The 26,989-nt window shown below is 60.5% G+C and carries 25 protein-coding genes and 1 riboswitch; of the genes, 12 read left to right on the top strand and 13 right to left on the bottom strand.

What is annotated here, in order from left to right; translation table 11 throughout:
• The first annotated feature begins 15 nt into the window (after nt 1-15).
• On the top strand, nt 16-1,695 hold the full coding sequence (gene ligB, locus ACX3YF_RS09255) for an NAD-dependent DNA ligase LigB (protein ID WP_458973662.1): 1,680 nt from the start codon (nt 16-18) through the stop codon (nt 1,693-1,695).
• A 98-nt stretch (nt 1,696-1,793) separates the two neighbouring features.
• Nucleotides 1,794-2,189 carry a DUF1090 domain-containing protein gene (locus ACX3YF_RS09250; protein ID WP_130206587.1) on the top strand — a complete coding sequence of 132 codons (396 nt, stop codon included), beginning with the start codon at nt 1,794-1,796 and terminating at the stop codon, nt 2,187-2,189.
• Nucleotides 2,190-2,319: 130 nt separating this feature from the next.
• Here the strand turns inward: ACX3YF_RS09250 and ACX3YF_RS09245 are convergent, their stop codons facing one another.
• Nucleotides 2,320-2,769 (bottom strand): c-type cytochrome, encoded by a 450-nt coding sequence (locus tag ACX3YF_RS09245; protein WP_448647556.1) that lies wholly within the window; start codon nt 2,767-2,769, stop codon nt 2,320-2,322.
• A gap of 129 nt (nt 2,770-2,898) precedes the next feature.
• On the opposite strand from ACX3YF_RS09245, the gene mltA reads away from it, so the two are divergent.
• A complete protein-coding gene (gene mltA, locus ACX3YF_RS09240) occupies nt 2,899-4,083 on the top strand; it encodes a murein transglycosylase A (RefSeq protein ID WP_458973661.1) in 1,185 nt (394 codons plus the stop codon).
• A 97-nt stretch (nt 4,084-4,180) separates the two neighbouring features.
• On the opposite strand, the gene ACX3YF_RS09235 is transcribed toward mltA, so the two are convergent.
• Complete coding sequence (locus ACX3YF_RS09235) at nt 4,181-4,564, bottom strand: MAPEG family protein (protein ID WP_103402767.1); 384 nt, start codon at nt 4,562-4,564, stop codon at nt 4,181-4,183.
• 51 nt (nt 4,565-4,615) lie between these two features.
• Nucleotides 4,616-5,449, bottom strand: a complete 834-nt coding sequence (locus ACX3YF_RS09230) for an EamA family transporter (protein WP_130206593.1) — start codon at nt 5,447-5,449, stop codon at nt 4,616-4,618.
• A 329-nt stretch (nt 5,450-5,778) separates the two neighbouring features.
• Between ACX3YF_RS09230 and ACX3YF_RS09225 the strand changes: the two genes are divergently transcribed.
• Nucleotides 5,779-6,948, top strand: coding sequence for an MFS transporter (locus ACX3YF_RS09225; protein ID WP_448647558.1), 1,170 nt, complete (start codon nt 5,779-5,781; stop codon nt 6,946-6,948).
• Between the two features lie 21 nt (nt 6,949-6,969).
• Here ACX3YF_RS09225 and ACX3YF_RS09220 read toward each other — a convergent pair whose 3' ends face one another.
• Together ACX3YF_RS09220 and ACX3YF_RS09215 are read right to left on the bottom strand one after the other, a co-directional pair.
• Nucleotides 6,970-7,857 (bottom strand): formate/nitrite transporter family protein, encoded by an 888-nt coding sequence (locus tag ACX3YF_RS09220; RefSeq protein ID WP_449106498.1) that lies wholly within the window; start codon nt 7,855-7,857, stop codon nt 6,970-6,972.
• A 176-nt stretch (nt 7,858-8,033) separates the two neighbouring features.
• On the bottom strand, nt 8,034-8,441 hold the full coding sequence (locus tag ACX3YF_RS09215; RefSeq protein ID WP_130206599.1) for an acyl-CoA thioesterase: 408 nt from the start codon (nt 8,439-8,441) through the stop codon (nt 8,034-8,036).
• Nucleotides 8,442-8,639: 198 nt separating this feature from the next.
• A riboswitch (S-adenosyl-L-homocysteine riboswitch) is annotated at nt 8,640-8,742 on the top strand.
• A 23-nt stretch (nt 8,743-8,765) separates the two neighbouring features.
• Between ACX3YF_RS09215 and ahcY the strand changes: the two genes are divergently transcribed.
• From ahcY to ACX3YF_RS09195, 4 genes are all read left to right on the top strand, one after another.
• Nucleotides 8,766-10,175, top strand: a complete 1,410-nt coding sequence (gene ahcY, locus ACX3YF_RS09210; RefSeq protein ID WP_130206601.1) for an adenosylhomocysteinase — start codon at nt 8,766-8,768, stop codon at nt 10,173-10,175.
• A gap of 160 nt (nt 10,176-10,335) precedes the next feature.
• Entirely contained in the window at nt 10,336-11,181 is an 846-nt protein-coding gene (gene metF / locus ACX3YF_RS09205; RefSeq protein WP_047534440.1) for a methylenetetrahydrofolate reductase [NAD(P)H], read from the top strand.
• A 193-nt stretch (nt 11,182-11,374) separates the two neighbouring features.
• Nucleotides 11,375-12,190, top strand: a complete 816-nt coding sequence (locus tag ACX3YF_RS09200) for a substrate-binding periplasmic protein (protein WP_130206603.1) — start codon at nt 11,375-11,377, stop codon at nt 12,188-12,190.
• A 223-nt stretch (nt 12,191-12,413) separates the two neighbouring features.
• Nucleotides 12,414-14,282 (top strand): DEAD/DEAH box helicase, encoded by a 1,869-nt coding sequence (locus ACX3YF_RS09195; protein ID WP_458973660.1) that lies wholly within the window; start codon nt 12,414-12,416, stop codon nt 14,280-14,282.
• Between the two features lie 246 nt (nt 14,283-14,528).
• On the opposite strand, the gene ACX3YF_RS09190 is transcribed toward ACX3YF_RS09195, so the two are convergent.
• The 3 genes from ACX3YF_RS09190 to ACX3YF_RS09180 all read right to left on the bottom strand — a co-directional run bounded on the left by ACX3YF_RS09190 (nt 14,529) and on the right by ACX3YF_RS09180 (nt 18,244).
• Nucleotides 14,529-15,122, bottom strand: coding sequence for a YceI family protein (locus ACX3YF_RS09190; RefSeq protein WP_198132251.1), 594 nt, complete (start codon nt 15,120-15,122; stop codon nt 14,529-14,531).
• Nucleotides 15,123-15,154: 32 nt separating this feature from the next.
• A complete protein-coding gene (locus ACX3YF_RS09185) occupies nt 15,155-15,706 on the bottom strand; it encodes a cytochrome b (protein ID WP_130206609.1) in 552 nt (183 codons plus the stop codon).
• 747 nt (nt 15,707-16,453) lie between these two features.
• Entirely contained in the window at nt 16,454-18,244 is a 1,791-nt protein-coding gene (locus tag ACX3YF_RS09180; protein ID WP_458973659.1) for a flavin monoamine oxidase family protein, read from the bottom strand.
• 222 nt (nt 18,245-18,466) lie between these two features.
• Here ACX3YF_RS09180 and ACX3YF_RS09175 point away from each other — a divergent pair, with 222 nt between their 5' ends.
• The gene (locus tag ACX3YF_RS09175; RefSeq protein ID WP_458944179.1) at nt 18,467-19,873 is read left to right on the top strand and encodes an adenosylmethionine--8-amino-7-oxononanoate transaminase; all 1,407 of its coding nucleotides are present in this window, start codon (nt 18,467-18,469) and stop codon (nt 19,871-19,873) included.
• Nucleotides 19,874-19,955: 82 nt separating this feature from the next.
• The gene (locus ACX3YF_RS09170) at nt 19,956-20,675 is read left to right on the top strand and encodes a 16S rRNA (uracil(1498)-N(3))-methyltransferase (RefSeq protein WP_130206615.1); all 720 of its coding nucleotides are present in this window, start codon (nt 19,956-19,958) and stop codon (nt 20,673-20,675) included.
• 102 nt (nt 20,676-20,777) lie between these two features.
• Here the strand turns inward: ACX3YF_RS09170 and ACX3YF_RS09165 are convergent, their stop codons facing one another.
• From ACX3YF_RS09165 to ACX3YF_RS09155, 3 genes are read right to left on the bottom strand one after another with little or no spacing between them, the layout of a single operon-like run.
• Nucleotides 20,778-21,680: a transporter substrate-binding domain-containing protein gene (locus ACX3YF_RS09165; protein ID WP_458973658.1), complete on the bottom strand. Its 903-nt coding sequence runs from the start codon at nt 21,678-21,680 to the stop codon at nt 20,778-20,780.
• 32 nt (nt 21,681-21,712) lie between these two features.
• Complete coding sequence (locus ACX3YF_RS09160) at nt 21,713-22,066, bottom strand: RidA family protein (protein WP_103402780.1); 354 nt, start codon at nt 22,064-22,066, stop codon at nt 21,713-21,715.
• 27 nt (nt 22,067-22,093) lie between these two features.
• Nucleotides 22,094-23,335, bottom strand: coding sequence for a D-amino acid dehydrogenase (locus tag ACX3YF_RS09155; protein WP_458944178.1), 1,242 nt, complete (start codon nt 23,333-23,335; stop codon nt 22,094-22,096).
• Nucleotides 23,336-23,444: 109 nt separating this feature from the next.
• Between ACX3YF_RS09155 and ACX3YF_RS09150 the strand changes: the two genes are divergently transcribed.
• On the top strand, nt 23,445-24,368 hold the full coding sequence (locus ACX3YF_RS09150; RefSeq protein WP_448647565.1) for a LysR family transcriptional regulator: 924 nt from the start codon (nt 23,445-23,447) through the stop codon (nt 24,366-24,368).
• A 6-nt stretch (nt 24,369-24,374) separates the two neighbouring features.
• Here the strand turns inward: ACX3YF_RS09150 and trhA are convergent, their stop codons facing one another.
• Nucleotides 24,375-24,992: a PAQR family membrane homeostasis protein TrhA gene (gene trhA, locus ACX3YF_RS09145; RefSeq protein ID WP_458973657.1), complete on the bottom strand. Its 618-nt coding sequence runs from the start codon at nt 24,990-24,992 to the stop codon at nt 24,375-24,377.
• Between the two features lie 230 nt (nt 24,993-25,222).
• Here trhA and ACX3YF_RS09140 point away from each other — a divergent pair, with 230 nt between their 5' ends.
• A complete protein-coding gene (locus tag ACX3YF_RS09140) occupies nt 25,223-26,137 on the top strand; it encodes a LysR family transcriptional regulator (RefSeq protein ID WP_198132258.1) in 915 nt (304 codons plus the stop codon).
• A gap of 87 nt (nt 26,138-26,224) precedes the next feature.
• Here ACX3YF_RS09140 and madM read toward each other — a convergent pair whose 3' ends face one another.
• Nucleotides 26,225-26,989, bottom strand: a complete 765-nt coding sequence (madM, locus tag ACX3YF_RS09135) for a malonate transporter subunit MadM (protein ID WP_448647568.1) — start codon at nt 26,987-26,989, stop codon at nt 26,225-26,227.

Genomic DNA, 26,989 nt, shown 5'->3' with positions numbered 1-26,989 from the left:
GCAAGGACGCTCACGATGTTCCGCAACCTGTGCCTGTCTTTCACCTGCCTGCTCATTTTCTCCTGCCTGAACGCCCATGCGGACCAATGTCCCGACTGGCCTCCCGAACGGGCCTTGATCGAAGTCACCGCCCTGCAAAAGCAAATCGAAACCTGGGACGATCACTATCACCGCCAGGGTCGCTCGCTGGTCGCCGATGAGCTGTATGACCAATCCCGGACACGCCTTGCCGAATGGCGCCAATGCTTCAAGCTCGGTTCGTCCACAGAACCACTGCGCACCGCGCGCGGCACGGTTCCCCACCCTATCGTGCACACTGGCCTGGAAAAACTGCGCGACGCCCGCGCCGTCGAGCATTGGCTGCGCGGCCGCTCCGATGTCTGGGTTCAACCCAAGGTCGACGGCGTGGCGGTCACCCTGGTGTATCGCAATGGCCTGCTGGCAAAGGCCATCAGTCGCGGCGACGGCGTAAGTGGCCAGGACTGGACGGCCACGGCGCGCCAGATCCCGGCCATTCCCGGACAACTGTCGCAACCACGGGATTTGCTGGTGCAAGGCGAACTCTATTGGGGCCTGACCGACCACGTACAAGTTCAAGCCGGCAGCCTCAACGCCCGAACCAAGGTGGCCGGCCTGATGGCCCGCAAGGTGCTGGATGCCGGACAGGCGGCGGGTATCGGCCTGTTTGTCTGGGACTGGCCACAGGGGCCCGCGACATTGCTCGCCCGCCATGCGGCCCTGAATGCGCTGGGCTTCCCGGATACCGCCGCCTACAGCCAGCCGATCGATGGTTTTGCCGACGCCGAGCGCTGGCGTGATCACTGGTACCGCTCGCCCCTGCCCTTTGCCAGTGATGGCATCGTCCTGCGTCAGGAACAGCGCCCGCCTGCCGAACGCTGGCAGGCCAAACCGCCGTATTGGATCGCCGCCTGGAAATACCCCTTCGCCCAGGCCCTGGCCGAAGTGCGCAAGGTGCATTTCAAGGTCGGCCGGACCGGGCGCATCACCCCATTGCTGGAGCTGACACCGGTGACACTCGATGACCGGCAAATCAAACGCGTCAGCGCAGGCTCCCTGCAACGCTGGCAAACCCTGGATATTCGCCCGGGCGACCAGGTCGCCATCAGCCTGGCGGGCTTGACCATTCCGAGGCTGGATGGCGTTGTATTGCGTAGCACCGTACGACCCGAATTGAGGGTGCCGGCGGCAGAAGACTTTCATCCGCTCAGTTGCTGGCAACCGACGCCGGGCTGCGAAAGTCAGTTTCTCGCGCGCCTGTCCTGGCTCAGTGGCAAGCAGGGCCTGGCCTTGCCCCAAGTCGGCCCCGGCACCTGGGAAAGACTTCTTGCAACAGGCCATCTGAACAACCTGTTGGATTGGTTGACCCTCGATGCTCAAGAGCTTGCTAACATTGACGGTTTCGGCGAGCGCAGTGCCGCTCGTCTCGTGGACAGTTTCAACAGTGCCCGGCAACGCCCTTTTGTACGCTGGCTGAAAGCACCGGGCTTGCCGCCGACAGGCCAGGCGAACCTTGCCGGCTCCTGGCAGGAACTGGCCCAGCGAGACACCGAGCAATGGCAGGCCGAGGCCGGTATCGGCCCGGGACGCGCGGCGCTATTGAGCGCATTTTTCCGCGACCCGCAGGTTCTGGCCTTGAGTGAAACCTTGCGTGAGGTGGGGATCGACGGGTTTTAACGATCCAGATGCCCGCCCGCGCGGGAACCCTGTGGTACCGATGCGCTCAAACAAGCCATCGCTGCGTCGACCCGATTGCCTTTTCACCTGGAGCTTTTATGAAATTTCTTTCACCGCTCGCCCTGTTGACCCTCTGCAGCGTGTTGGCCGCCCCGCTGATGGCCGCCGAAGAGGCACCGGAGCTGACCGGTTGCGCCGCCAAGAAGCAAGGCATCATCAATCAGATCGAGCTGGCCAAATCCCACGGCAATGCGGACCAGCAGGCCGGCCTGGAAAAAGCCCTGAGCGAAGTCACCGAACATTGCACCGATGCCTCATTGAAAAAGGAACGGGAAAACAGGGTCCTCGACGCCAAGCATGACGTCAGCAAGCGTCAGGCCGACCTCGACAAGGCCATGAAGAAAGGCGATGCCGACAAAATCAACAAGCGCAAGGACAAACTCGCCGAGTCCCGCAAGGAATTGCAGGACGCACTGGATGAGCTGGATAAGTAAGAACGGATAACGATCAGGAATCTCTGGTGTTGCCAAATCGGCCTTCGCAAGCAGGCTCGCCCCCACAGTTGTCCACATTCATCTGTAGGAGCGAGCCTGCTCGCGAAGACATCAGACCGGGTACCGCCGATCAATGATCCCGAAACGCTTTATGACACGCGCTACAGGCGTCTTCGACCTTCTGCACCGCCGGCCCCAGGTTGCCGGCCTTGTAGGGCTGAACCTGACTGGCGATCACCAGTTCACCGGTCGCTGTTTCAAGGTCGCGGGCCATGCCCTGAAAGCGTGCCTGCTGCTCCCAGACATCGCTTTTGGCGCTGGTGTGATCTTCTTCGCGCACTTGAGGAAAATGCTTCCACGGCTCATGGGACAACGCGTCGAGCTTCACGGCACCGTCCGCGAATTTCTGGCCATCGAACGCAATCCGGCCACGCAACATGCCGCCCAGGTCTTCGCCGGTCTTGAGCATCTGCTTGAAAATAGCCTTGCGCTGACCGAGCGGCGAGTTGGGATCGACACCGCCGCAAGCGGTCAACGTCAGGCAGGCCAGCAATACAACAGAAAGTCTTTTAAGAGTCATGGTGGCTTCAAGTCACTGGAAACGGCGGCCAGTATCCTCGCGTCAACAGCAAACACCAATAGCCCTATTATCAATAAGGGTTGCCTGAGCGCATGGAGCACTCAGGCAACCGGCAAAGGAAATTACTCCATGAACAGCCGTTTCAAGGCGTGGCGTCACCGCCTGGCCTGGACCCTGCCGATGGTGGCCCTGCTCGCAGGCTGCACCGGTGGTGACAACAACAAACCGAAAACCCACGCCCTGGCCACCTACTCCAGTGCCACGTGGGAAGCGCTGCCGGCGGTGTCGGATAACGACCTTGTCGCCGGTTTCGGCTCGTGGCGCAGCGCTTGCACCCGACTCAAGGCCGACCCGGTCTGGGGCACGACCTGCACAGCGGCTGCCAACGTCCCGCAGACCGCCAGCGAGATTCGTGGCTTTCTCAAGCAGAACCTTGATGTCTACGGCCTGCGCGCCGCCAACGATAACCCCAACGGCCTGATCACCGGCTACTACGAACCGGTGTACCCCGGCAGCCTGACCCAGACCGCAACGGCGAACATCCCGGTGTATGGCGTGCCTGAAGACATGATCATCGTCTCTCTGGACAGCATCTATCCGGAACTCAAAGGCAAACGCCTGCGGGGCCGGCTCGAAGGTCGCGTGCTCAAACCCTATGACGATGCAGCCACCATCGAGAGCAAGGGCGTCAAGGCGCCGGTGGTGGCCTGGCTGACCGACCCGATGAACCTGCAGTTCCTGCAAATCCAGGGATCGGGTCGCATCCAGCTCGACAGTGGCCGTCAGTTACGCATCGCTTATGCCGATCAGAACGGCCACCCGTATCGACCCATCGGTCGCTGGCTGGTCGAGCAAGGCGAACTGAAGAAAGAAGACGTGACCATGGGTGCGATCAGTACCTGGGCCAAGTCGAATCCGACGCGCATTCCGGAACTGCTGGGCAGCAACCCCAGCTACGTGTTTTTCACCCGCAACCCCGACAGCAACGAAGGGCCTCGCGGCTCGCTGAACGTGCCGCTGACGGCGGGTTACAGCGCGGCGGTGGATCGCAAAGTGATTCCGCTGGGCAGTCTGTTGTGGTTGTCCACCACCAAACCAGACGGTACGGCACTGGTACGCCCCGTGGCGGCACAGGACACCGGCGGCGCGATTGCCGGCGAAGTGCGTGCGGACTTGTTCTGGGGCACCGGCGACGCCGCCGGGCAATTGGCCGGGGACATGAAGCAGCAGGGGCAGATCTGGATGCTGTGGCCCAAAGGGGCGGCACTGCCACAAGTACCGCAGGTGGCTGATGCAGAAAAGACCAAACCCTGAGACCAGCGTTGGCCGTTAGATAGTTTTCGCGAGCAGGCTCGCTCCCACATTGGAATGCATACCCCTGTGGGAGCGAGCCTGCTCGCGAAGTGGAGATTCAAACAGATACAACAAAAAACGACACAATCAGGCCCATTCCCACCAGCCAGACCAGCGACCGCAAAATCGCCCAGTCCGCCAGATAGCAAATGATGTAAAGCAGCCGACTGGTGATGAACAACACCGACAGCACATTGATCGTCACCAGTTCGGCATTGCCGACCAGGTGCGCCACGATCACGGCCGCCGCAAACGCCGGGGTCACTTCGAAGCCGTTCAGTTGCGCCGCGTGTGCGCGACGACCAAAACCGTTGAGCGACTCGAGAAAGTCCCGGGGGTCATGGTTGTCTTTCAGGTTGTACCTGCCACTGGCCTTGGCGATACCCGTGCACAAATAGGGCAGGAAAATCGCAATCAAAATGCACCATAGAGCAACCGTCATAGAGCAGTCCTTTCTTCACGTTATAGACAATCGGGCTCCCTCGCGGGCCGGTCAGAACTTCATGACCAGCATGCCAACCAACACCAGCCCACAGGCTAAGAGCCGAGGTCTGCCAAAAGGTTCTTTCAGATAGCGCATGCCGAACAGCACCACCAGAATCACACTGATCTCGCGCAACGCCGCCGCTTCGGCAATCGAGCCCAACTGCATGGCCCACAGCACCAGAGCGTAGCTGAACAATACGCAGAACCCGACCGCCAGCCCCAATCGCCACTGCTCACGCCAAAACAGCTTGAATGCCGGCCGCTTGCTCACCCAGGCCAGCAACGGAAATGGCCAGGCACTGAGCAACGTCACCCAGACCAGGTAATCCAGCGGATGCGACCAGCGCCGCAGCGCCTGGCCGTCAATGTAGGTGTAGCAACCGATGCACAAGCCAATCAGCGCCACCACCGGCAACATCGACCACGGCAAACGCGCACCGCCGCCGCCCTGCCAAAGCAGGCACAACATGCCGAGCGGGATCAACAGAATCCCGAAAATCTGCTGATCCGTCAGCGACTCACCGGCAAAGATCAGGGTCAGCGCCAGCACCACCAGCGGCGACAAGCCTCGCATCAGGGGATAGACCAACCCCAGGTCGCCGACCCGATAGGCCTGGATCAGCAAGTAGCGATAGAGCAACTCGAACGCGGCTGACGCCAGGATCCACGGCCAGATGTCCAGCGGCGGCAACGCCACGAACGGCAGCATGATGGCGACAAAGAGCAACGCCACGCTGTCCATGCAGGCCACCACCAGCAGCCGTTCGGCGCTGAATTTGATCAGGGTATTCCACGCCGCGTGCAACAGCGCCGCTACCAACACCAGTGCTGTTGCAAACACGGCACACTCCTTTTGTTGAACCCCAACCTGTAAGAGCGAGCCTGCTCGCGAAAAACGTGAAGGCAACGCAGCCAGCCAGTGCCTACGCGTCTTCGTTCACGTCCATCGCGACGGTGCGACGATTCGACAGGCTCGCTCCTACAGTATTCGGGGCAGATAATTGATTCGCCATAAGTCAGCGGCTGTTTATACTGCAAGCGACCACGCCGCACTCAGTTGCGCACAGACCAATTCCAATAAAATCTGCCCCTGCCCGCTCTCATCGAGAACGGACGTTGGCGCGCGTATGCCTGATCACAGCGTCAAGACTACCGACAGAGACCTTGCGCATGCCACTCGCTTTGCTTGCCCTCGCTGTTGCCGCGTTCGGCATCGGCACCACCGAATTCGTCATCATGGGCCTGTTGCCCGACGTCGCCCGCGATCTGGCCGTGAGCATTCCTCATGCCGGATTGCTGATCACCGGCTATGCACTGGGCGTAGTGTTCGGTGCGCCGATCCTTGCCGTCGGCACGGCGAACATGCCGCGAAAGGCCACGCTGCTGGGCATGACGCTGATGTTCATTCTGGGCAACATGCTTTGCGCGTTGGCGCCGAACTACGCCACGCTGATGGCCGCGCGGGTGATTACGGCGCTCTGTCACGGTGCATTCTTCGGCATCGGCTCAGTGGTGGCCGCCGGACTGGTGGCGCCGAACAAACGGGCCCAGGCGATTGCCATGATGTTCACCGGCCTGACCCTGGCCAACGTGCTCGGCGTGCCGCTGGGCACGGCGCTCGGTCAGTATGCCGGCTGGCGATCGACCTTCTGGGCGGTGTCGGCGATCGGCGTGATCGCCGCGATTGCTCAGTGGGTGTGGCTGCCCAGGAACATCGCCATGGACAAAGCCAACCTGGCCAGCGAATTCAAGGTGCTGGGAAAAACCAATGTGCTGCTCGCGCTGGGCATGAGCGTGTTGGCATCGACCAGTCTGTTCAGCGTGTTCACCTACATTGCGCCGATCCTGCAGGACATCACCGGCGTCAGCCCCCACGGCGTGACCCTCATGCTGCTGTTGTTCGGCGTCGGTTTGACGGCAGGCAGCATGCTCGGCGGGCGCCTGGCCGACAGCCGCCTGCTGCCGTCACTGGTCGGCATGGCGCTGGCCGTGGTGGTGGTATTGGCTGCGTTCAGCCAGACCAGCCACTCGGTGATCCCGGCCGCCATCACCCTGGTGCTGTGGGGAATCTTTGCCTTCGCCCTGTGTCCGATCCTGCAATTGCTGATCATCGATCAGGCCCATGAGGCACCAAACCTGGGTTCGACCCTGAATCAGAGCGCATTCAATCTCGGCAACGCAGCGGGCGCCTGGATCGGCGGCCTGGTGGTGGCCAGCGGTGCCGACCTGGCCGACCTGCCCTGGACGGGCGCGCTGGTCAGCGGCTTGACCGTACTGACAGCGCTGTATTTCATCTATCTGCAGCGGCGCAATGCCGCCGTGGTCAATGTGCCCGGTTGAGCCTTGGCCTTGGTGGCCTGATCACTTTTCGACCTTCTGCGGATCGGACTCCCGGTCTCGGTCCGCCGCTTCCTTTGGTGCATCGCCTTCGCTACGAATCTGCGCATGGCTGATCAGCGCGAAAATAAAACTGCCACCGATGATGTTCCCTGCCAGCGTCGGCCCGGCGAACACCAGCCAGAAATCCTTCCACGGCAGCTCGCCGGCGAACACCAGGTAGGAAACCTCGGCCGAACCGACCACGATGTGGGTGAAATCCCCCAGCGCCATGAGGTAGGTGATGAGGATGATGATCCACATCTTGGCGCTCTCCATGGATGGAATCATCCAGACCATGGTGGCGATCATCCAGCCGGAGACGATGCCCTTGGCGAACATCTGGCTGGCATCGTTCTCCATGACCTTGCGCCCGATGTCGAGAAAGGCCACGTCGGTTTTGCTGTCGAAGATCGGCAGCTCCAGCATGACGTAGGCCACCAGCAAGGTGCCGCACAGATTGCCGACCAGCACCACCGTCCACAGCCTGAGCAATCGACCGAAGTTGGCCAGCGTGGGCTTGCTCATGATCGGCAATACGGCGGTCAGGGTGTTTTCGGTGAACAACTGTTGGCGGGCGAGGATCACCGCGAGAAAACCCGCGCAGTAACCGAAACTGGCAATCACCTTGAAGCCTTCACCCTCTGGCAGCCGGGAATTGAGCAAGCCCATGCCCATCAGGGAAAGGCCCATGGTCAGGCCGGCGGCCAGCGCCGACCACCACAGCGCGGCGATGCTGCGCTCAAGCTCCTGATCGCCCTGGGTGCGGATGATTTCGTGCAGCACCGCCGCGCGCGGCGGCTGGCTTTTTTCGACCTCGTGCTGTTCTTTCACCGAGAGGTCGGGGGTCTTGCCGTCTTTTTGAGTGTCCATGGGGCTCCTGAACCGCTGGCGTGCGATTTAGTTACGACCCTTGCGGTTCGGAGCTGTTCAGTCGTTGCGGCGATGTTGGCGCTTTTGAAGGAGCCGGTTTGCCGGCGATGGCTTCGGCGCGGCCTCACCGAGATTTCGGCGGGGATGCACATGGCGCCATCGCGAGCAGGCTGGCATCACTTGCCGACCGGCACTTCGTCCTTGAACTGGTCTTTGACGTACTTGATCTCGGTGCGGCCGTGGGGCGCCGGCAGACCGTCTTCACCGAGGTTCACAAACACCATCTTTTCAACGGTGAGGATGCTTTTGCGGGTGATCTTGTTGCGCACTTCACAGGTCAGGGTGATCGAGGTGCGACCGAATTCGGTGGCAGTGATGCCCAGTTCGATGATGTCGCCCTGGCGCGAGGCGCTGACGAAGTTGATTTCCGAAATGTACTTGGTGACGACGCGCTGGTTGCCCAACTGGACGATGGCATAAATCGCCGCCTCTTCGTCGATCCAGCGCAACAGGCTACCGCCGAACAGGGTGCCATTGGGGTTGAGGTCTTCTGGTTTAACCCATTTGCGGGTGTGGAAATTCATATTCACTCCTGAGCGTCTTGCCGAATGATGGTCGCTATCTTGGCAGACCCCGGGCTAGAGCTCTATCAACCATCGACTATGGTCTCGATTACCGTTCGGACATCGAACAACAGAAAGACTTTGGAAGATCCGCATAGCCCGCTATAATCGCCCCCGTTTCAAAACGGAAACCTCAACCTGGTACCGTTTTCCCGCCACCTGTCCGAGGGGCGCTGCAGCAGGTTCAACCTGTCAGGCTCGGATGGGGCGTTGCTTGGCTGTCATCGGCCAGACACTAAACGCACAACGGCGCCCATTCGCATACATTACGAATGGAGGCTCTTCATGAGCGCTGTTATCACGCCTGCAGATTTTACCGATTACAAAGTGGCCGACATGTCCCTGGCGGCCTGGGGCCGTCGCGAAACCATCATCGCCGAATCCGAAATGCCAGCCCTGATGGGTCTGCGCCGCAAGTACTCCGAAGAGCAACCGCTCAAGGGCGCGAAGATCCTCGGCTGCATCCACATGACCATTCAGACTGCCGTGCTGATCGAAACCCTGGTTGCCCTGGGTGCCGAAGTACGCTGGTCGTCCTGCAACATTTTCTCGACTCAAGACCAGGCCGCTGCGTCCATCGCCGCTGCCGGCATTCCGGTGTTCGCCTGGAAAGGCGAAACCGAAGAAGAGTACGAGTGGTGCCTGGAGCAAACCATCCTCAAGGATGGCGCGCCTTGGGATGCCAACATGATCCTCGACGACGGCGGCGACCTGACCGAGCTGCTGCACAAGAAATACCCACAGGTTCTGGATCGCGTCCACGGCGTGACCGAAGAAACCACCACCGGCGTACACCGCCTGCTGGACATGCTGGCCAAGGGCGAGCTGAAAATCCCGGCCATCAACGTCAACGACTCGGTCACCAAGAGCAAGAACGACAACAAGTACGGCTGCCGTCACAGCCTGAACGATGCGATCAAGCGCGGCACCGACCACCTGCTGTCCGGCAAGCAAGCGCTGGTCATCGGTTACGGTGACGTGGGCAAGGGCTCGGCTCAGTCCCTGCGTCAGGAAGGCATGATCGTTAAAGTGTCCGAAGTCGACCCGATCTGCGCCATGCAAGCCTGCATGGACGGTTTCGAAGTGGTTTCGCCGTTCATCGACGGGATCAACAACGGCACCGAAGCCAGCATCGACAAGGCTCTGCTGGGCAAGATCGACCTGATCGTGACCACCACCGGCAACGTTAATGTTTGCGACTCGAACATGCTCAAAGCCCTGAAGAAGCGCGCTGTTGTCTGCAACATCGGCCACTTCGACAACGAAATCGACACCGCTTTCATGCGCAAGAACTGGGCATGGGAAGAAGTGAAGCCACAGGTGCACAAGATCCACCGTACCGGTCCTGGCGCATTCGATGCCCAGAACGACGACTACCTGATCCTGCTGGCCGAAGGCCGCCTGGTAAACCTGGGCAACGCCACTGGCCACCCAAGCCGCATCATGGACGGTTCCTTCGCCAACCAGGTTCTGGCCCAGATCTTCCTGTTCGGTCAAAAGTACGCCGACCTGTCGCCAGCCCAGAAAGCCGAGCGCCTGACCGTTGAAGTACTGCCGAAGAAACTCGACGAAGAAGTGGCCCTGGAAATGGTCCGTGGCTTCGGCGGCGTGGTGACTCAACTGACCAAGACCCAGGCCGACTACATCGGCGTGACCGTCGAAGGCCCGTTCAAGCCGCACGCTTACCGCTACTGATCGGATCTGCTGCCTGCTCTCCCTGTGGGAGCGGGCCTGCCCGCGAAAGCGATTTATCATTCAACATTAATGTCGACTGACCCACCGCTTTCGCGGGCAAGCCCGCTCCCACATGGGATATGCAAACTTCACAGGCTTATGCGTTTTCAAGGGTATTCCCATGTCCCAAGATCGTCGCTACAGCTTCGAGTTCTTCCCTACGAAGACCGACGCTGGGCATGAAAAGCTGCTCGCCACTGCCCGCCAGCTGGCAACCTACAACCCCGATTTCTTCTCCTGCACCTACGGCGCTGGCGGTTCGACCCGTGATCGCACCCTCAACACCGTGTTGCAGCTCGAAAGCGAAGTCAAAGTACCTGCCGCGCCGCACCTGTCTTGCGTGGGCGACAGCAAGGATGACTTGCGCGGCCTGCTGAGCCAGTACAAGGCTGCCGGCATCAAACGTATCGTTGCCCTGCGCGGTGACCTGCCTTCGGGCATGGGCATGGCCAGCGGCGAATTGCGCCACGCCAATGACCTGGTTGAATTCATTCGTGAAGAGACCGGTGATCATTTCCACATCGAAGTGGCCGCTTACCCGGAGATGCACCCGCAAGCGCGCAATTTCGAAGACGATATCGCCAACTTCGTCCGCAAGGCCAAAGCCGGCGCCGACAGCGCAATCACCCAGTACTTCTTCAACGCCGACAGCTACTTCTATTTTGTCGAGCGTGTACGGGCACTGGGGGTGAACATCCCGATCGTGCCGGGGATCATGCCGATCACCAACTACAGCAAACTCGCACGCTTCTCCGACGCCTGCGGTGCGGAAATTCCGCGCTGGATCCGCAAGCAACTGGAAGCCTACGGCGACGACACCCAGAGCATTCAACGCTTTGGTGAGCAAGTCATCACCGAGATGTGCGAACGCCTGCTGCAAGGTGGTGCGCCAGGGCTGCACTTCTACACACTGAATCAGGCCGAAGCGAGCCTGGCGGTGTGGAACAATCTGAAGTTGCCGCGCTAAAAGCGATCAAAGCAAGACCAAAAGATCGCCGCCCGCAAAGGCGCCTGCTTGGAAACCGACGTTTCTGCAGGCACCTTCGCCGGCGGCGATCTTTTGCTTTAAACAGCACATTTGTTGATGCGCAACACACGGAGATAGAGCTTCTGGATCCAGTTTCTGGCTCTTTCCCGTTTCTCGTCGTAATCTCAAACCTATGCCTTTGATCACACAGTTAATCGCCGTGCTTGTTTTCACTTGCCTGAGCTTTGCCGCCCGGGGCGAGAAATTGCGCATTGTCACGGAACCCTGGGCTCCTTACGTCTATGAGGAGAACGGTAAATCCCTGGGGCTTGACTACGAAACCACGGCAATTGTCTTCAAGCGTCTGGGTATCGAAGTCGAGTGGCAATTCCTGCCGTGGAAACGCTGCCTGTCGATGCTTGAAACCGGCCAGGCCGATGGCGCGCTGGACATTTTCCACAGCGATGAACGCGACGCGACCCTGCTCTACCCCAGCGAACCGCTCTCCGAAGTGCAGTTCGTGATGTTCTACGCCAACGAACGACCGCACCCCTTCCGCACGCTCGACGAACTGCGCGGCCTGACCATCGGCACCTCGCCGGGCTACCTGTACAGCCAGGACTTCAGGGAATCGACACTGTTCACCCGTGAACCGGCGCCGAGCCATGAAGCCAACTTCGGCAAACTGGTACGCGGGCGGATCGACCTGCTGATTACCGATCGCCGCGTCGGCCAGCACCTGCTCGACGCGCTGCACATCCGCGACCAAATCACCGAAAACCCGACCGTCATCAGCCAGCAGAGCCAATTCCTGGCAGTGCGGCGCAATGCCGGCATGGACTTGCTGGTGCAACGCTTCGGCGCCGAACTCAAGCGCTTCAAGCGCGAGCCGGCCTATGCAGAGCTAAGCGCCCGTTACGGTGCCGACCCGGCCACCGTGGTGACCCCGACGGGGCCCACCGCCACTGCGACAAAAACCGTTGAGCAGCAGGAAAGCGGCGCGCAGTGATTGCTCTGTTATACTCCGGCCTTCCCGCCAGGCTCACGCCCGGACGCTCGGAATCGTTCAAGGCATCTCGACCCCGCTACAGCGCAGCTTTCCGGCCCGCGCGAGCGCTCCAGACGAGCTTTCGAAACCCAGTAGGACCGGACGGGATTGCGTTCCTCTTAAACGCCATTCGCGCCAGGCAAGACTCCCATTGGGCCAAGCCCTAACTAAAACAGGATTACTCATGTCCTTTGCTTCCCTCGGTCTCTCCGAGGCTTTAGTCCGCGCCATCGAGGCAGCGGGCTATACCAAGCCTACTCCGGTGCAACAGCGGGCCATTCCCGCCGTGTTGCAAGGTCGCGACCTGATGGTCGCGGCACAGACAGGTACTGGTAAAACCGGCGGTTTCGCCCTTCCGATCCTGGAGCGGTTGTTCCCGAACGGTCATCCGGACAAATCCCAGCGTCATGGCCCGCGCCAACCACGCGTACTGGTCCTGACCCCTACTCGCGAGCTCGCCGCGCAAGTGCACGAAAGTTTCAAGGTCTACGCACGTGACCTGAAGTTCGTCAGCGCCTGCATCTTCGGCGGCGTCGGCATGAACCCGCAGGTTCAGGCCATGTCCCGCGGTGTAGACGTGCTGGTGGCCTGCCCTGGCCGCCTGCTCGACCTCGCCGGCCAAGGCAGCGTCGATCTGTCCCACGTGGAAATCCTCGTGCTGGACGAAGCCGACCGCATGCTCGACATGGGCTTCGTCCACGACGTGAAAAAGGTCCTGGCCCGCCTGCCGGCCAAACGGCAGAACCTGCTGTTCTCGGCAACCTTCTCCAAGGACATCACCGACCTCGCCGGCAAGTTGCTGCATAACCCGGAACGCATCGAAGTCACGCCGCCGAACACCACGGTCGAGCGCATCGAGCAACGCGTCTTCCGCCTGCCGGCCAACCACAAGCGCTCCTTGCTGGCGCACCTGATTACCGCCGGTGCCTGGGAACAAGTGCTGGTGTTCACCCGTACCAAGCACGGCGCCAACCGCCTGGCCGAGTACCTGGACAAACACGGCCTGAGCGCCGTCGCGATCCACGGTAACAAGAGCCAGAACGCCCGCACCAAAGCCCTGGCCGACTTCAAGGCCGGTGACGTACGCATCCTGGTCGCCACCGACATCGCCGCCCGCGGCTTGGACATCGACCAGTTGCCACACGTGGTCAACTTCGAACTGCCGAACGTCGACGAAGACTACGTGCACCGTATCGGCCGGACTGGCCGTGCCGGTCGTTCGGGTGAAGCGATCTCGCTGGTGGCCCCGGACGAAGAAAAACTGCTGAAAAGCATCGAACGCATGACCAAGCAGAAAATCGCCGACGGTGATCTGATGGGCTTCGATTCGAGCGCGGTGGAAGCCGAGAAGCCTGAAGTCCGCGAGCGTCCGGATGTGCGTAACCCGCGCAACCCACGTGGCCCGCGCGGCGATGGCCCGAACGGCAGCGGTGGCGGTCGCAAGGACAAGGGCAAGGACAAAGGCAAGGAAAAACCGGCGGCCTCCGGTCGCGGCGAGCGCCCGGCCCGTGAGCAAAAGCCACGCGAAGGCACGCCGGCCCGCGAACAGCGCCAGCCAAGCCAGCCGCCACGCGCCGCTGCTGATCGTGCCCCGGACGAGTTCCTGGACGACGATATCGATAACTTCGGTAACCGCGTCGACTACGTGCCACAGCAGAAGCCGACCCAGGGCCGTGGCCGCCGTCCGGGTGCTCCGGCACAAGGCACGACAGCCGGTTCGGGCGCACCACGTGGCGGCAAGCCACAAGGTCGCCAGAACGGTCCGCGCAACAGCGATGGCGCCAGCACCGGCACGCCACCGGCCAAACGCAGCGGCCCACGCAATGGCGCGCCTCGTGACGGCCAGGCCCGTCGCGAAGACTCGCGTAACCGCCGTCCGGCCCGCGACGACCAGCCTCGTTCGGAACCGGCCGTGCAGAACCCGCGTGGCCCGGCACCGAAGATCATGCACAAGGAGTCGAAGGCTGATCGCTTCCCGACACCTGAGCAACTGGATCAACTGCCAAGCCGTCCTCGCGGAGAAAAACCGGCATTGCTGACCCGCAATCGCTGAGTTATCGCTGAAATAAAAAATGCCCCGACTCAAAAGAGCCGGGGCATTTTTTATGGGACAACACAATCCCTGTGGGAGCGGGCTTGCCCGCGATGGTCGTGAACGATAACGCGTTAAACCAGATGCCCAGCGGCGCCTATGGGTTTTTCGCGAGCAGGCTCGCTCCCACAATGGATGTGTGCCCGGCAATAAAAAACGCCCGTGCTCTGAAAAGCAGCGGGCGTTTTTTGTGTCAGGGGCGAAAAATTATTTCGCTTTGACGCCTTCAAACGTGATGTACAGATCGACAGCGTCGGACTGTGGACCCAGGTCCATCATCTTGCCGAAATCAGAACGCTTGATGCTGGTAGTGCCTTCGAAACCGGCACGGTAGCCGCCCCATGGATCCTTGCCTTCACCCAGGAAAGTGGCCTTGACCACGACTGGCTTGGTCACGCCGTGGAGGGTCAAATCACCGGTCACGTCGGCAGTGTCTTTGCCAGCGGCGTTTTTGCCGGTGGATTTGACGCTGGTGGACACGAAGGTGGCTGTAGCGAATTTATCCACTTCCAGGAAGTCTTTGCTGGAGATGTGCTTGTCGCGCTCAGCGTTGTTGGTGAAAACGCTCGCGGTGTGCACGTTGAACTCGATCTTGCTGTCTTCAGGCTTGGCCGCGTCGAAGCTGAACTTGCCGTCGATGTCCTTGAAGGTACCGGTGATGTAGCTGTAGCCCAGGTGGCTGATCTTGAAGTTGACGAAGGCGTGCTGGCCTTGTTTGTCGACGGTGTAATCAGCCGCCATCACATTCGCGGACAGCAGGGCGGAACCGATTGCCAGAGCGGCGAGAGTCTTTTTCAACATGCTTGGTTTTCCTTGGGAGTCGAGGTTGAACTTCAGGCTTTGCGACCCAGCATTCGCTTGAGGGTCACATCACGGTCGATAAAGTGGTGTTTCAAAGCTGCCAACGCATGGAGGCCGGAAAAAATGACCAGCGCCCACGCCAGGTAGAGGTGAATCGCACCGGCGTTATCTGCCTGGTCCGGTAGTCCGGAAACCAGCGCAGGCACTTCAAACCAGTCAAACACCGGAATCCCGACACCTTCTGCGGTGGAAATCAGGTAACCGGCAATCATCACGGCAAACAGGCAAAGATACAGAAAGGCATGGCCCAACTTGGCACCCAGACGCGTCATGGGGCTGTAGCTGCTCAACGTCGGCGGTGGCGGGCTGATGAAACGCCACAACACGCGCAACACCATGAACGCCAGCAACATCAGCCCGATGCTCTTGTGAATATCGGGGCCGGCTTTACGCCAGGGGTCGTAGTAACCCAGATCGACCATCCACAGACCCAGGGCGAACAAACCGAACACCGCCAGCGCTACCCCCCAGTGCAGGAAGATGCTGACCCAGCCATAGCGAGAAGTGGAGTTACGTAGCTGCATTGCCTAGATCCCTGTAAGTGCTGGCCCAAGACTATCGAGTTATCTATCGATTTAAAGCGGAAAATTTTGCTTTGAAATATCGAGAAATACGATCAAGAGTGTGAAATCGCTGAGTTAAGGAAAGATTAAAGGTCAAATTGTCAGAAAAAGTGAATACAAAACTGTGAACACCTGTACTGAAAGATTTATTCGATTTCTGCTCACGGTTTTTTTTCAGGCAAAAAAATCGGGCCTTGAGGCACGACGCTGACCCATTTTCCGGGCGGCATCGCGTTCTGGCGGGAGCAAAGGCACTTTTCGTTGGCGCCTTGGCCGGAGCACTCAATTTAGGAGGGGATCGGGTGGGTTACGATGGCGAGCAGTCAGGCTTTCCGGGCTCGCCATGGTTGTCTTCTCTAATTGTGGTAGACCGGACGTATCTGTAAGCATTCAGGGTCGTACGGATTCATCTCACATTTAAAGTCCAGTTCATGACCATGTCCTTTAGGAAAAAAATGGCCATCTACACATCCAGAAAGTGCGATCAATCCAATTATTAGTGCGAGTGCTTTCATATGACCTCCAGGTTTTTGAAGATCCTGGGATTCAAGAGCAGCCGCCTTCTATCATTTCGCTCTGATTCGGTTGTGGGATGTATCTGATACATCGCTGAGGCGTGTAGGACTGTGCAGCTAAAGCCGGAATGTTTCATGTTTTATGGCAAAAAAAAGCGCGACCCATGGGCCGCGCTTTTTTTACACCTGAAGGTTATTGAGCCTTCGCCTCCGTTGCCGGAGCCGGGGTGGCTGCCGGTTTGGCCGCCGGCTTCTTAGCCGGTTCAGTTTTCTTGGCAGGTGCCTTGGCCGGGGCTTTTTTCGCCTCGGTCTTGGCTGCCGGCTTCTTCGCCGGAGCCTTCTTGGCCGGCTCGGCTTTCACCGGCGTTGCAGGCTTCGCCGCTTCGACCGGGGCTGGCGCAGCGGCCGGCGCAGGTGCAGGAGCAGGAGCAGGAGCAGGAGCAGGAGCCGGCGCTGGTGGCGCGACAGGCTCAGGGGCCTTGACCGGTGCCGGTTTCTTCTCGTCATCCGAGCCACCAAACAGATTGGTGAAGAAGTTGCCTTTCTTCGCCGCCACCGCGCCGGCACCTGCTGCCGCAGCCGCCACCGGAAGCGCTTTCTCCGGCTCAAACGATTTGCCCGCCGCCAGGTCTTCTACCTGGCTGGCCGCACGCTGACCGGTGCGCAATGCGCCTTCCAGGGTGCCCGGGTACAAGGTGTCGGTGTGTTCGCCGGCAAAAGCTACACGCTGGATCGGACGTTCCCACAGGCGCCAGAACTTGCTGATCTGGCCAGGACCGAACGCCAGGTAAGCGCCGCCCATCGAGGGGTCGGTGCTGTAGCGACGGATTTCATAACCGGTAAACGCACCACGGGCCTGCGGGTAAAACGCATGCAGGCGAATCAGCACCTGATCGACCATTTGCTTGTCGCCGAACGCCTGCATCACCCGGGCGTTGTCGCCGGACAGGTTGATCACCACGTTGGCACCGCCCTTCAACGCAGGCTCGACCCACAACATGCCCAGGCCGGTGTTGCTGTAGATCTCGCCGGACATGCGCGCCTTGCTTTCCCACACCGGCGTCTTGAACTTGAGCATGATCTGGTCGCGCCAACCGTAGTTGGTGCCTTTGATTGCTGCCTGATGCTGGGCGTCCAGCGCCGGGGTCATCTGAATCTTGTTCAGGGCGCGCAACGGCACGGCCAGTACGACGTAGTCAGCTTGGTAGCCGACACTGCCGACCTTGACGGTGACGCCGTCCTTGTCCTGGGTGATGGCCGAGACCGGGGAGTTGGTCTTGATGGTTTTCAGCTGCTTGACCAAGGCCTGGGCCAGCACCGGGCTGCCCCCGACCAGACGCGAAGCGCGCAGGTCACGGTCCGACACGCCACGGTAAACACGGCTCTGCTGCGCGTAGTACAGCAGCGACAGGCGCGAAGGTTCGTCGTAGCGAGTACGAATTTGCTGGTTGATCAACTGGCGCGCGGTGGCCGGCAGGTTTTGCTTGTCGAGCCAGCTGGACACGTTGATCTGATCCAGGGCGTGCAACGTGTTGGTGGCGGCCGGGTTCTGCGGGTCGTCGATCGAACGCGCCAGGTCGTCCACGGTCTTTTCGTAGCGCTTGAGTGCGTCGGCGGTGGCCGGCTCCTTGGTCGCCAGGTCGGCAGCGCTGTAATACACGCCGTCGATCAGATAGCCCGGGGTACGCACGAACTCAGGCGCTGGCGTGGTGCTCAGCTTGAAGGTCGAGACGTACTTGTTCAAAACCGGCTGGGTCTTGTCGTTGCCGATCCACTCGCTGGTGGCCATGCCGGAGCGCCCGCCCAGGCTCGGTTTGGCTTCCAGCAGCGTGACCTGCCAGCCCTTGTTCTGCAGCTCGTAAGCCGCCGTGAGGCCCGAAACCCCACCGCCGATCACGATTGCGGTTTTATCCTTGGCCAGCGCAGACACGCTGAACAGCCCCAACATCACCAGCGCACAGGCGCGCAGCCAACCGACAGACATTCAGCGAACTCCGGAAATACACGAAAAATAGCGGTTTTTGCGAGCCAGTCGGCTCAAGAACCGCGAAGGATACGTCAGCCGCCAGACGCCTGCCAGCAGCGTCTGATCGCCCTATACAAAGTAGCTCAATCGACACAATGGGTTGTCCCCACGCGACGCATTGCATAGGCTTGCGCGATTGTAGGTCCGCGCTTGTCACGGACCGCCTCGAGGAGAGTGAAAATGGGCCTGAATAAACAGTGGATGGAACGCGATCTCGCGGTGTTGTGGCATCCCTGCACCCAGATGAAAGATCACGAACAACTGCCACTGATCCCGATCAAGCGCGGCGAAGGCGTCTGGCTGGAAGACTTCGAAGGCAAGCGCTACCTCGATGCCGTCAGCTCCTGGTGGGTCAATGTGTTCGGCCATGCCAACCCGCGCATCAACCAGCGCATCAAGGATCAGGTCGATCAACTCGAACACGTGATCCTCGCCGGTTTCAGCCATCAGCCCGTGATCGAGTTGTCCGAGCGCCTGGTGAAGATGACACCGGAAGGCCTGACGCGGTGCTTCTACGCCGATAACGGGTCGTCCTGCATCGAAGTGGCGCTGAAAATGAGCTTTCACTACTGGCTCAACCGCGGTCAGCCGAACAAGAAGCGCTTCGTGACCCTGACCAACAGCTACCACGGCGAAACCATGGCGGCGATGTCGGTGGGCGACGTGCCACTGTTCACCGAAACCTACAAAGCCCTGCTGCTCGACACCATCAAGGTGCCAAGCCCGGATTGCTACCTGCGCCCCGAAGGCATGAGCTGGGAAGAACACTCGCGAACCATGTTCGCCGCCATGGAACAGACCCTGGCCGAGAACCACGACACGGTCGCGGCAGTGATTGTCGAGCCGCTGATCCAGGGTGCCGGCGGCATGCGCATGTACCACCCGGTGTACCTCAAGTTGCTGCGCGAAGCCTGCGACCGCTATGGCGTGCACCTGATCCACGACGAAATCGCCGTCGGCTTCGGCCGCACCGGCACCCTGTTCGCTTGCGAACAGGCCGGCATCCGTCCGGATTTCCTCTGCCTGTCCAAGGCCCTGACCGGTGGTTATCTGCCACTGGCCGCCTGCCTGACCACCGAAGACGTCTATAGCGCCTTCTACGACGACTACCCTACCCTGCGCGCCTTCCTGCACTCGCACAGCTACACCGGCAACCCGCTGGCCTGTGCGGCGGCGCTGGCAACGCTGGATATCTTCGAAGAAGACAACGTCATCGAGAACAACAAGGCCCTGGCGCGGCGCATGGCCTCCTCCACGGCGCACCTGGTGGATCACCCTAACGTCAGCGAAGTGCGCCAGACCGGCATGGTCCTGGCCATCGAAATGGTCAAGGACAAGGCCAGCAAAGAGGCCTATCCATGGCAGGAGCGCCGTGGCCTGAAGGTGTTCCAGCATGCGCTGGAGCGCGGTGCTTTACTTCGACCTCTGGGCAGCGTGGTGTATTTCCTGCCGCCGTATGTGATCACGCCGGAACAGATCGACTTTCTGGCCGAAGTGGCCAGCGAAGGCATCGACATCGCGACTCGCGACAGCGTCAGTGTTTCGGTGCCGAAGGACTTCCATCCGGGGTTCCGTGATCCGGGCTGACCGTCACTGCACGACCCTGTGGCGTGGGAGCAAGCGCCCTCGCCACAAAAGCGACTCCGATCGAATTCAGTAGAGAACCCCAATGAGACTGTCCCGTTTCTTTATCGACGCCCCCCTGAGCACCGGCGAACACGAATTGCCCGAAGCCCAGGCCCATTACATCAGCCGCGTGTTGCGCATGGCCGAGGGCGATCTGCTGCAACTGTTCGATGGCTCGGGCCAGGAATTCCGCGCCACCCTGGTGGAGGTCGGCAAAAAACGGGTTGTGGTGCAGATCGACGAGCAATTCGCCGGCCAGGTCGAGTCGCCACTGCAGATCCATCTCGGTCAGGGCCTGTCCCGTGGCGAGCGCATGGACTGGGCAATCCAGAAAGCCACTGAACTGGGTGTCAGCGAAATCACCCCGATCTTCAGCGAACGCTGCGAAGTCCGGCTCAAGGACGAACGCGCCGACAAACGCCTGCTGCACTGGCGCCAGGTCGCGATCAGCGCCTGCGAGCAATGCGGGCGCTCACGGGTGCCGGTGATTCATCCGCCGGTGCTGCTGGCCGATTGGTTGAAACAGACTCAGGCTGAATTGAAGCTGGTGCTGCACCCGGTGGCCGAACCACTGGTCAGTCATGCCAAGCCTGCGACGCTGGCCTTTCTGATCGGTCCGGAAGGCGGGTTGTCGGATGCGGAAGTGGATCAGGCCAAGGCCGCTGGTTTTCATGCGGCCCGGCTGGGGCCTCGGGTATTGCGTACAGAGACTGCGCCGGTTGTGGCTCTGTCGGTAGCCCAGCAGCTTTGGGGCGATTTCTAGGCCCCTATCGCGAGCAGGCTCCCACCTTTCAAATGCGTTCCACTGTGGGAGCGAGCCTGCTCGCGATGGCCGCGACGCGGTCTATGGCAACAGCACAGATAACTATTGCACCGGATCGCTTACCGGCTTGGCAATGATCGCCTTGAGTTCGCTGGTCATCGGAAACTCAAGGTTCAAACCCTTCGGCGGGATCGGCTGTTCGAACCAGCGCTGGTAGATGCCGTTGATTTCTCCCGAACTGTACAGATCCCCCAGTGCGCCGTTGATCAGCGCCAGGAACTGCGGGTCGTCCTTGCGCACCATGCAGCTGTAGATTTCCCGCGATTGCTCCTCTCCCACCACCACCCACTTGTGTGGATCATGGGCCTTGGCGCGCTCGCCGTAGAGCAGCGCATCGTCCATGTAGAAAGCGGCGGCACGACCCGATTGCAGCATCTGAAAGGCTTCGCCGTGATCCTTGGCGCTGATCACGAACATGTCGATCTTGTGGTCGACGTTGTAGCTCTTCAGGAAGCGCTCGTTGGTAGTACCGGCAGTCGTCACCACGTTCTTGCCACGCAAGTCGGCGAAGCTTTTGATACCGCTGTCCCTGGCGGTCAGCAATTGGCCTTTTACATAGATGAAGCCATAGGAAAACGCCACTTGCTTCTGCCGCTCGGCGGTCACGCCCGTGGAGCCACACTCCAGGTCCACGGTACCGTTCTGCACCAGAGGAATGCGTGTTTGCGAGGTCACCAGGTTGTACTTCACCTTCAGGTCCGGCAACGCCAATTGCTGCTGGATACGCTCGACAATCTTGCCCGCCAGATCCACCGAATAGCCCATCGGTTTGCCGGTTTGATCACCCACGTATGAGAACGGCACCGACGCATCGCGATAGCCCAGGGTAATGCTCCTGGCATTGGCGATCTTGCTCAGGGTGCCGGTCAGTGGGGCCTCGTTGGCCTGGACCGGACTCGTGAGCAACAGTCCGAGGGTGCAGCCGAGCAACGTGATTTTTTGCATTGTTATTCTCCGTTGTGGGTGTTGGATGAGGGTCATTTCAAACGAGCGGCGATGACAGTGATTTCCACCAGCACCTGCGGTCTCGCCAGCTCGGCCTGCACGGTCGTGCGGCTCGGGGCCTGCCCTGGCGATAGCCAGTTCGACCAGACCTCATTCATGGCGGCAAAATCGTCGGTGATATTTTTCAAGTAAATGGTCGCGCTGAGCATTTGATCCTTGTGGCTGCCGGCTTCGGCCAGCAACGCATCAATCCTGGCCAGCACTTCGCGGGTCTGACCGCCCACGTCCGAGGCTTCACCCGGCACTTGGCCAGAGAGAAATACCAGATCGCCAAACGTCACGGCGCCAGACAACCTCGGGTTGCTGTGGAGTCGGGTAATGGTCATTGCAGTGTCCTCTTGGCAAATGAAAGATCAGGCGGCCCGGTGGTTGAAACCGTGCATATCGATGGAGGGCCGGCGCTGGCCGATCAGTTCACTGAGCAACCGCCCACTGCCACAGGCCAGGGTGAAACCCAACGCGCCATGACCGATGTTGAGCCACAGGTTGCGATAGGCCGTGGCGCCCAGCAACGGCACGCCGCTCGGCGTGGCCGGGCGCATCCCGGCCCATTCGGTGGCCGCGTCATAGGCCCCGGCATTGGGGAAGGTGTCACGGGCCTGACGCTTGATCAACGCCAGTCGTTTGGGGTCTATAGCAGGATCAAAGCCAACGATGTCGACCATCGCGGCCACCCGCAACTGCTCGCCGATCCGTGCGTATACGATTTTGCGGTCATAGTCGGTGATGCTCACATCCGGGGCCTGGTGTTCGGGGCCGATGGGCACCGTCAGGCTGTAGCCCTTGAGCGGGTACAACGGCAATTGCAGACCGGGCAATGCCAACAGCGGACTGCGGTGGCCGGCGGCGATCACCAATTGATCGACCGGCACCACTTGCTCGCCCAGATCGATGGCGCTGACGCTGCCGTTGGCGTGGCGAATGCCGGTCACCGCTTGCCCCAGGCGTAACTCGCAACGCCCGGACGCTTGCAACCGTGTAGCCAATAGCCGGCAGAAAGCATGGCAATCGCCCACTTCTTCGTCCGGCGTATAAATCGCACCGACAAAGGGTGCATCGGCCAGGGCCGGCTCAAGTTGAGCGCACTCGGCCGCCGACAGCACCTGTTGCTGCTGAGGGTCGGCCAGCCGCTGGCATGCATGCTCGAAGCTGGCGCGCTCCCGGAAGGTCACCAGTTTGCCGTTGCGCCGCCATTGGAAGCCTGCGAGCCCATCGTCTTCGCGCCATGCCTTCAATGTGCCTTGACTGAACAGCGCCAGCCGCAGCAAGTGTGCGGCGTTCTCACGGTTGACCGAGCGGCGGCAAGCGCCGAGAAAGGACGCCATCCAGCGCCACTGCGCAGCGTCGAACCGCGGGCGCAGCTTCAAGGGTGATTCGCCGCGCAGCATCCAGCCGATGGCTTGCAACGGCACGCCGGCGTCAGCCAAAGGTGCGACGTAGCGATAAGAGAGTTGTCCACCATTGGCGAAACTGGTTTCGCTGCCCAACGCGTCCCGCGCCTCGATGACGGTCACCTCAAAGCCGTCGCGCACCAGCGCATAGGCCGTTGCCAGGCCAATCACGCCGCCGCCGATGATGCACACACGCTGAGCCATGTCCGTCCTTAAAACCGTTGTGATGACGAAGCCGAGGTTAGGGCCAGGTGACAGGCGGCGAACAATGAATAAAGATGCTTAACCCATAAACAAAGGTTATGGACTCGCCATGCGCCTCCGTCACATCGAGATTTTCCAGGCCATCCGCCAAACCGGATCGATCAGCGCCGCGGCGCAATTGCTGCACGTCTCGCAACCGGCGGTGACCAAGGTGCTGCAGCACGCCGAGCAGCAGTTGGGGTTCCCGTTGTTCTTGCGGGTTCGCGGCAAGTTGCAAGCGACGCCCGAAGCGCTGGAGCTGGAGCGCGAGGTCGACAAGGTCAGCGAAAGCTTGCAAGGCGTGCGGCGCCTGGCCCAGAGCCTGCGTCGCGAACCCGGCCACAGCCTGCGGATCGGCGCCACTCCGGCGCTGGCCCTGTCGTTGTTGCCGCCGGCCATTCACGAGTGGACCGCACGCTACCCGGACATCGCCTGCGAACTGTCCAGCGCCCATAGCCGTGAGCTGGTGCAGAACCTGCTGATGCGTGAAGTGGATGTCGCCCTGACGCTTCAAAGACCGGATCATCCGGGGCTCAAGGCCCAAGCCTTGGCGGGCGGTGTATTGGTGGTGCTGGCACCGGCGGGTTACTGGCCATCGGCGCAGGCCGGCATGCCATTGTCATTGATGGCCCTGGCCGATGCGCCGCTGATTGGCTTGTCCAGTGCCGACCCGCTGGCCGCCCGGCTCGACAGCTACCTCGAAGCGGTCGAACCGCCGCCCCGGGTGCGCATCGCGGTGCAGACCTATTCGCTGGCCCGGGCGATGGTGGAGTCCGGTGCCGGGCTGGCGGTGATCGATCCGTTCACGGCCCTGGGCGCCTCCCCCGCCAAAACGACTATTCGCCCTCTCGCGCCACCGCTGCCCATCACCCTTTACGCGGTGACCCGCGCCACGGAACCGCCGCCCCACACTTTGAGCGACCTGTTGCAGGTGTTCAGTCGACAGGCCCAGGCACAACTCGATCGCATTGCTGGTCTTGCGCCGGATCTGTAGGAGCGGTCACAGGACATAAAAGAAAATCGCCACGAAGTGCAGCAGGCTCCCGGCAATCACGAACAGATGCCAGATCCCGTGGGCATGGCGCAGGCGATGATCGAGGGCAAAAAAGATAATGCCCACGGTGTACAACACCCCGCCCGAGGCCAACCACGCAAACCCGGCGCCACCCAGCGCCGCCAGTAATGGCTTGACCGCCACCAGTACGATCCAGCCCATCACCGCGTAAATCACGATCGACAGAATCCGCGCTTCCGAGCGCGGCTTGATCTCCTGCAAAATGCCGATCAGCGCCAGCCCCCAGACAATCCCGAACAACGTCCAGCCCCAGGGCCCGCGCAAGGTCACCAGGCAAAACGGCGTATAGCTGCCGGCGATCAACAGGTAGATCGAAAAGTGATCGACCTTCTGCATGATCGCTTTCTTGCGCCCGCGCACGCTGTGGTACACGGTCGACGCGCTGTACAGCACCAGCAAGGTGAAGGCGTAGATCGCCATGCTGACAATCTTCCACGGACTGCCGTCCAGACTGGCGACGACGATCAGCCAGACACCCCCGACAAACGCCGCTACCGCCCCGATCAGATGCGTCCAGGCATTGAGTCTTTCCCCGTGATACATGTATTGCTCACCTCGAAATTTCGTTACCGCCGTGCGCAAGGCTCAGGCTTCAAGCGTAAAAGCGCAATGCTTCAAAACACAAATCTCTTTGTAGCCAGCGTGCTGGCGACAGGACCCCAAACTCTACGTTGATCTTCATGACGCCATCGCTGGCAAGCCAGCGCCCACAAAGGTCTGCGTAACCCAATGTAAATAGGCACAATCGGATCATTCCAAAAAGAGTCCGCGCCATGCTGATTGACGAAGAGTTGACCCTGAAAAAACTCGAGGTGTTCCTGGCCTTCATGCGCACCGGCAATCTGGCGCGGGCCGCAGCCGAGTTACAGACCAGCAACGTCAGCGTGCACCGGGCGATCCATTCCCTGGAAAGCGCCTTGCGCTGCCCGTTGTTCAAACACGAAGGCCGCAACCTGACCCCGCTGGAAAGCGCCTACGTGCTGGAAGAACGGGCGCAGAAGCTGATTCAGGACGTGGTCGAGAGCGTACGCCTGACCCGCGAGGCCGCCGGATTTTCCGCTGAACGTTTCAAACTGGGCTCGCTGTATTCGCTGACCGTGAAGACCGTGCCGCAGTTGATCATGGGGCTGAAAATCCGCCGCAGCGAACTCAACATCGACCTGATCCTTGGTTCGAATTTCGACCTGCTCTACAAGCTCAAGAACATGGAAGTGGATGCGATCCTGGTGTCCCTGGACGACAGCATCAACGACCCGGATTGCGAGCAGATCCAACTGTTTTCCGACGATATCTTCCTCGCCACGCCGGCCGATTCGAAGTTCGCCCAACGCACCGAAGTCGACCTCGCCGAAGTGCGCGACGAAACCTTCATCACCCTGACCCAGGGCTTCGCCACCCATCAGGACGGCAAGCGGGTATTCGAGCAGGCGGGGTTCGAGCCGAAGGTGGCGATGCAGGTCAACGACATCTTCACCTTGCTGAGCATGGTCAGTTCGGGGGTGGGTTATGCATTGCTGCCGGGCAGGATTGCGGCGGTGTACGAGAACCGGGTGAAGCTGATCCCGTTGCAGGAAAAATACCGGTTGCAGCAGCACATCGGCGTGGTGTTTCTCAAGGCAAAGGAGCGTGACCCGAATCTGCTGGCGCTATTGGCAGAGTGTCGGATGTATGCCAATCGGCAGGGTTGAGAGCCGCCGCACATCCTTGGCGAGCAAGCCTCGCGCCTACAGGGATTACGCAATCCCCTGCAGGAGCGAGGCTTACCCTCGAAGACATCAGCCCATTAATCCGCGCATGATCAGAAACAGCACCGAAGGCCCGAGCAAACAGCCTAACGCCGTGTAGAACGCGGCGGTCAGGCAACCATAAGGAACTAGCTTCGGATCCGTGGCCGCCAACCCGCCCGCCACGCCACTGGAAGTGCCCATCAAACCACCAAAGATCACCGCACTGCGTGGATTGTTCAGACCGATTACTGGCGCCACGAACGGCGTCATGACCATCACCAGAATGGCTTTGATCAACCCGGCCGCAATCGACAGCGCCATGACCTCGGAACTGGCGCCAATGGCAGCCCCGGTTACCGGTCCGACGATATACGTCACGGCCCCGGCACCAATGGTGGTCAGGCTCACCGCATCGGTATATCCAAAGGCCATAGCCACCGCGACACCAGCGATGAACGACGTCCCGACGCCAACGAACAATGCCAGTACTCCGACAAAACCGGCACGTTTAAGCTCATCGACGCTGACGCCGAACGCCGTCGCCACAATCGCGAAATCACGCAACATGGCACCGCCCAGCAAACCGATCCCGGACAGCAATGGGATGTCCACCACGCCTTTCTGGCCACCGGTCAACGCACCACCGACGTACGACAACAACAGACCGAGCAAAATGGCGATGGCCGAGCCGTGCAGGCGACCTTTGGTAAACGTATTGGAAATCCAGTAGGACACCCACATGGTCACGCCGACAATCGCAAAGCCACTGATCAGGCCGTAACCGGTAATCACTTTCATCAATGATTCGTACAT

The organism is Pseudomonas fluorescens group sp. PF-69 (assembly GCF_054481235.1).
Note: the sequence above shows the minus strand (reverse complement) of the source record. Positions and strands in the feature narration are given on the sequence as shown.

Bases quoted from the DNA above. Each gene is read 5' to 3' on its own strand.
- ACX3YF_RS09150 (WP_448647565.1), top strand. From the start codon at position 23,445: ATGCGCCTCCGTCACATCGAGATTTTCCAGGCCATCCGCCAAACCGGA.
- ACX3YF_RS09180 (WP_458973659.1), bottom strand. From the start codon at position 18,244: ATGTCTGTCGGTTGGCTGCGCGCCTGTGCGCTGGTGATGTTGGGGCTG.
- ahcY (WP_130206601.1), top strand. From the start codon at position 8,766: ATGAGCGCTGTTATCACGCCTGCAGATTTTACCGATTACAAAGTGGCC.
- ACX3YF_RS09175 (WP_458944179.1), top strand. From the start codon at position 18,467: ATGGGCCTGAATAAACAGTGGATGGAACGCGATCTCGCGGTGTTGTGG.
- metF (WP_047534440.1), top strand. From the start codon at position 10,336: ATGTCCCAAGATCGTCGCTACAGCTTCGAGTTCTTCCCTACGAAGACC.
- ACX3YF_RS09185 (WP_130206609.1), bottom strand. From the start codon at position 15,706: ATGCAGCTACGTAACTCCACTTCTCGCTATGGCTGGGTCAGCATCTTC.
- ACX3YF_RS09165 (WP_458973658.1), bottom strand. From the start codon at position 21,680: ATGCAAAAAATCACGTTGCTCGGCTGCACCCTCGGACTGTTGCTCACG.
- ACX3YF_RS09250 (WP_130206587.1), top strand. From the start codon at position 1,794: ATGAAATTTCTTTCACCGCTCGCCCTGTTGACCCTCTGCAGCGTGTTG.
- mltA (WP_458973661.1), top strand. From the start codon at position 2,899: ATGAACAGCCGTTTCAAGGCGTGGCGTCACCGCCTGGCCTGGACCCTG.
- ACX3YF_RS09215 (WP_130206599.1), bottom strand. From the start codon at position 8,441: ATGAATTTCCACACCCGCAAATGGGTTAAACCAGAAGACCTCAACCCC.
- ACX3YF_RS09160 (WP_103402780.1), bottom strand. From the start codon at position 22,066: ATGACCATTACCCGACTCCACAGCAACCCGAGGTTGTCTGGCGCCGTG.
- ACX3YF_RS09245 (WP_448647556.1), bottom strand. From the start codon at position 2,769: ATGACTCTTAAAAGACTTTCTGTTGTATTGCTGGCCTGCCTGACGTTG.
- ACX3YF_RS09235 (WP_103402767.1), bottom strand. From the start codon at position 4,564: ATGACGGTTGCTCTATGGTGCATTTTGATTGCGATTTTCCTGCCCTAT.
- ACX3YF_RS09200 (WP_130206603.1), top strand. From the start codon at position 11,375: ATGCCTTTGATCACACAGTTAATCGCCGTGCTTGTTTTCACTTGCCTG.
- ACX3YF_RS09140 (WP_198132258.1), top strand. From the start codon at position 25,223: ATGCTGATTGACGAAGAGTTGACCCTGAAAAAACTCGAGGTGTTCCTG.
- madM (WP_448647568.1), bottom strand. From the start codon at position 26,989: ATGTACGAATCATTGATGAAAGTGATTACCGGTTACGGCCTGATCAGT.
- ACX3YF_RS09190 (WP_198132251.1), bottom strand. From the start codon at position 15,122: ATGTTGAAAAAGACTCTCGCCGCTCTGGCAATCGGTTCCGCCCTGCTG.
- ACX3YF_RS09170 (WP_130206615.1), top strand. From the start codon at position 19,956: ATGAGACTGTCCCGTTTCTTTATCGACGCCCCCCTGAGCACCGGCGAA.
- ligB (WP_458973662.1), top strand. From the start codon at position 16: ATGTTCCGCAACCTGTGCCTGTCTTTCACCTGCCTGCTCATTTTCTCC.
- ACX3YF_RS09220 (WP_449106498.1), bottom strand. From the start codon at position 7,857: ATGGACACTCAAAAAGACGGCAAGACCCCCGACCTCTCGGTGAAAGAA.
- trhA (WP_458973657.1), bottom strand. From the start codon at position 24,992: ATGTATCACGGGGAAAGACTCAATGCCTGGACGCATCTGATCGGGGCG.
- ACX3YF_RS09195 (WP_458973660.1), top strand. From the start codon at position 12,414: ATGTCCTTTGCTTCCCTCGGTCTCTCCGAGGCTTTAGTCCGCGCCATC.
- ACX3YF_RS09225 (WP_448647558.1), top strand. From the start codon at position 5,779: ATGCCACTCGCTTTGCTTGCCCTCGCTGTTGCCGCGTTCGGCATCGGC.
- ACX3YF_RS09155 (WP_458944178.1), bottom strand. From the start codon at position 23,335: ATGGCTCAGCGTGTGTGCATCATCGGCGGCGGCGTGATTGGCCTGGCA.